Here is a 3960-nt window from a genome sequence, read left to right as displayed (position 1 = left end):
GAGCGGGGGTCAGCCGTCTTCTTTTTTTGTGGCGAATTGTCAAACTAAGTGCAACGGTTTATCAAAAAATACTTCATATGGGGTTTCATAATTTAACACTTTGCGCGGACGTTGATTTAACTGCTTTTGGCAGTGTTCAACGTCCTGTTCTGTATAATTATCAATATCTGTTCGCTTGGGAAAGTATTCCCGGATTAATCCATTTGTATTCTCATTTGTTCCACGCTGTTCAGGGGAATATGGATCGGGCCAATAGACAGTAACACCTAATCTTTCGCTGATTTCATCAAGATGAAGAAATTCGGTCCCATGATCTGGTGTAATAGAATGAACAAATTCTTTAGGAATGACCCCTAACAGTTCAACTAAGCCTTTATTTATCTCCTGCGAGTCCTTTCGCGCAACCTTTTTGATAAGAGTAAGCCGACTAAGCCGATCGACAACCGTTAAAAGGATGGAATGACCCGTTCGCCCAATTACAGTATCGATTTCCCAGTCACCAATACGTTGACGCTGGTTGATAAAACCAGGGTGCTCATGAATTGAGATGTAGTCCGTCTGTACTTCTCGATGTCGTCTAGTATTCTTTGAATGCCGCGTCCGATGTTTATGTCTGAGATGGCGCTGAATACCGGTATCGCCATGTGAGGAGTACTTCTCACCTAAATTGTGTTGATAGATATGACGGTAGATTGTGTTGTAGCTAACACACCATTGATGTTCCCTATTAAAGCGAGCGGTAATCTGCTCTGGTGACCAGTGCAGATCTAAGATGTAATGAACAATTTGACGGCGTAGTTGTGGATGGCTGTCTAATAGCCGCTTCTTGTGACAATTCTTTCGCTTTTGATGATAGTCATTTTCTGCTTTACTTGGGGAATAATGACCTGCACAACGTTTTAATTCTCGTGAAATAGTGCTTGGATTTCGCCCTAGCCGTAACGCAACAGCCCGGATAGATAACCCCTTAGCTTGTAAAAACATAAGCATTTCACGTTCTTTTATAGTAAGATGTTTATAGCCCATACCGGATACCTCGAATTGTTTGATTTGGTCGTTAAACATATTCTACCCGGTATGGGTTTATTTTTTTACTTTGTGTTGCATTTCAATTGTAAATTCGCTATAAAGAAAAATCCTCTTGTACTGAATGGTATATTTGTAAGCACGGCATAACTGACCGGATTTAAACCACAATCAAGACCTTCTATACTTAGGGAAAACTTAACTATAGGAGGTCTTTATTTATGATTCATGATGTTGTAGAGGTGGGCACGCCAACGACCAAGGCAGTTGCGCCGATTTCCAACAAGCGTCATCCGGCAAAAACGTTAGCCGCCTCGGTTACCTTAAATAAACTACGAGTAAACCTCTATCAAGGTGCTGATCCTGACTTAGCTGCCAAATTACTAACTGTGATGATGAACCATGTTGATTAACTGGGCCGCGCCGCGGCATGTCTATATCGTTTGCGGGAAAACTGACTTACGGAAAGGAATTGACGGCTTAGCTCTAATAGTTGAAGAAAATTATGGTCTTCAATTAGACAATAATTCACTTTTTCTCTTTTGCGGTAGTCGAACTGATCGCTTTAAGGGTTTATATTGGGATGGTGAAGGATTCATCTTACTCTATAAGCGGTTTGAAAATGGTAATTTGCGTTGGCCACGGCATCGTAACGATGCCGTTAGCTTAACTCCATACCAAATCAAGCAATTATTACAAGGTATCGCTCCGTTGCCTATTAAGCGCGTCAAACCGGCAATCAAAGGAATAATTTATTAGTCAAAAATGGGTGTTCATTGCCTTCTTTTTCTGGTATGCTTACAGAAATCAGAAAAGGAGGTGATGAACCATGGCTAAGCATAAGAAAGTCCGTGAACCACAAAATTTAGAAGAGGCTTTAGTAATTATTCGTAAACAGGAAGCTATAATTGCAAAGCAAGCTGCTAAGTTCGAAGAACTAGAAGCTAAGAGCTTAGAACTGTCGGAAACAGTTAAATTACTGATGGCTCGGATCTACGGAAAAAAAAGTGAAATTTTGACGCCAGGTCAGACTTCGCTTTTTGCGGACTCAGTGCCGGAAGATAAGAACAGCACTGATTCGAATTCTTTAACTGAAACTACAGTTGAAGAGTACGTGGTTCGTCGCCGCAAAAAAGCGCGGGGTGTCCGGCAAGCTAATTTAGATGCTTTACCACAAGTGGACAAGGTCTATGAACTTAAAGACAAAAAGCGCTTTTGTGATACTTGTGGAGAAGCATTAGAAATTATTGGTAAGCACCTCGTTCATCGTGAAGTTAAGTGCAAACCAATGGAGTTTTACTGCGAAAACTCCTATGTGCAAACGGGAAAGTGCTAGCATTGTGTCAATCCAATGAATGGAAACGATAAATTGATTCAGGCCATGGCCCCCGCCCCGTTTGCGGTACATAGCTATTTTTCAGCCTCGGTTGTCGCTGAAATCCTCTATAACAAGTATGTCTTGGCACTGCCATTAAATCGCCAAGCCCAAAATTGGCGAGCCTTAATTCCGCTAAGTTCAAAAGCAATGGCAGAGCAGGTCATCAAAAACGCGGCGCGTTTTAAACCACTGTATGAGTTATTGCGCAAGGCGCTTAGCGAGGAAACGGTCATCCATCTGGATGAAACACCGCTTCGCGTTGTTAAAAGTGAACGAAGCAAGTGTTACTTTTGGGCCGCAAGTAGTGCGAAAGAGTTTAATCAACATAATATCGCCTACTTTTTCTACGCCGCCTCCCGTGGTGGCGAGGTAATCCCTCAAATCATTGGCCCGGATTATCGAGGCTGTTTGATGTGTGATGGACATAGCGCCTATCAGCAAGAGCGACTGCCAAACGGGACGCTCGGAGCTTGTTTGATTCACATTGCCCGGAAGTTCAAAGAAATCGTTAAAATTGGCAAGGGAGCGAAGATTCTTCAACATTCCAAAGCCGCCGAAGCGGCAACCAAGTTAGGCGAGATCTTTCATACCGAGCATGACTTAAGTTATACCACCAGAGAAGAAAAAGCAGCGCAGCGGCGCTTACGTCTTAAACCACTGTTGGACGAATTTTACCAGTTTATTGGTGAGATTAAGCATCCAATTGGTAAACTGCGGGTGGCAATTAACTATGCCTTGAATCAGAAGGAGCGCGTTTATCAGATTTTTGAACATGGCGAGCTGCCATTAGACAACAATCATGATGAACAACTGATTCGGCCAACAACCATCGGACGCAAAAATTACTTATTTGCGAAAACCGAAGCTGGGGCTGAAGCGAACGCCATTTGGTATACCTTCATTCAAACGGCTAAATTAAATCAGCTCAAGGTACGTGAGTACTTAGAACATCTCCTATCAGCCTTCACATGGACTGAAAGTCCAGTCTGGGAGGCTTATTTACCGTGGGATCCAGAAATTCAACGTAAATTTGGAACTCACTAGACGCAAATAGCGCTCAGAAGTTGTCCTTCCTTCAAGGATACTTCTGAGCGCTATTCTGCTAAATACGGTCTATTATGCCGTGCTTACCGTTATTGACTGCTTACATTGCACGCAAAAAGCCCGCGAAGGTGGTATTTCTGATCTGCCATCTCGTGGGCTTTTCGTTTCGTTAACGATTAGTTACGAAACTCGCTGATTACCACAATTAGCTTGTGGAATCATTATTGGTCTTCGCGCTTCTTCTTTTTCAGTCCAAGCAAACCAAAGATACCTGCTAAGGCAGCTAAGCCGACACCGATAACTGGCTCAGCATTGTGGTCAGTATTACCAGTTTGTGGCAATTGGTTAGCCTTTTGGTGATTATCGTTGGTAGTTGCCTGTCCAGGGGTAACGACTGCACCCGGAATGTTGGTATTGGCACCAGGTGTGGTTGGGTTAACCGGTGCCGTTGGCATGGTTGGACTCGTTGGCGTCGTCGGATTCATCGGGTTCGTCGGGTTTATTGAGTTTGG

General features: G+C 43.3%; 6 protein-coding genes. 4 read left to right on the top strand and 2 right to left on the bottom strand.

What is annotated here, in order from left to right:
- Positions 1–39: 39 nt before the first annotated feature.
- Entirely contained in the window at positions 40–1026 is a 987-nt protein-coding gene (locus BN54_RS09310) for an IS30 family transposase (RefSeq protein WP_019206927.1), read from the bottom strand.
- A 221-nt stretch (positions 1027–1247) separates the two neighbouring features.
- Here BN54_RS09310 and BN54_RS09305 point away from each other — a divergent pair, with 221 nt between their 5' ends.
- The 4 genes from BN54_RS09305 (at position 1248) to tnpC (ending at position 3448) form a co-directional block, all read left to right on the top strand.
- A complete protein-coding gene (locus BN54_RS09305) occupies positions 1248–1439 on the top strand; it encodes a hypothetical protein (RefSeq protein ID WP_019206926.1) in 192 nt (63 codons plus the stop codon).
- Positions 1429–1785: an IS66 family insertion sequence element accessory protein TnpB gene (gene tnpB, locus BN54_RS09300; RefSeq protein WP_040470217.1), complete on the top strand. Its 357-nt coding sequence runs from the start codon at positions 1429–1431 to the stop codon at positions 1783–1785. Before BN54_RS09305 ends, tnpB begins: the two co-directional genes overlap by 11 nt.
- A gap of 70 nt (positions 1786–1855) precedes the next feature.
- Positions 1856–2362: an IS66 family transposase gene (locus tag BN54_RS09930; RefSeq protein WP_019206925.1), complete on the top strand. Its 507-nt coding sequence runs from the start codon at positions 1856–1858 to the stop codon at positions 2360–2362.
- A 15-nt stretch (positions 2363–2377) separates the two neighbouring features.
- Complete coding sequence (gene tnpC, locus BN54_RS09295; RefSeq protein WP_051014628.1) at positions 2378–3448, top strand: IS66 family transposase; 1071 nt, start codon at positions 2378–2380, stop codon at positions 3446–3448.
- 221 nt (positions 3449–3669) lie between these two features.
- Here the strand turns inward: tnpC and BN54_RS09290 are convergent.
- Positions 3670–3960: LPXTG cell wall anchor domain-containing protein (locus tag BN54_RS09290; RefSeq protein WP_155818391.1), on the bottom strand; the 291-nt coding region annotated here is incomplete at its 5' end.

The organism is Limosilactobacillus ingluviei str. Autruche 4, from assembly GCF_000312405.1.
Classification (GTDB): Bacteria; Bacillota; Bacilli; order Lactobacillales; family Lactobacillaceae; genus Limosilactobacillus; species Limosilactobacillus ingluviei.
The sequence above is the reverse complement of the archived record's forward strand: the minus strand, read 5'-3'. Positions and strand labels throughout refer to the sequence as shown.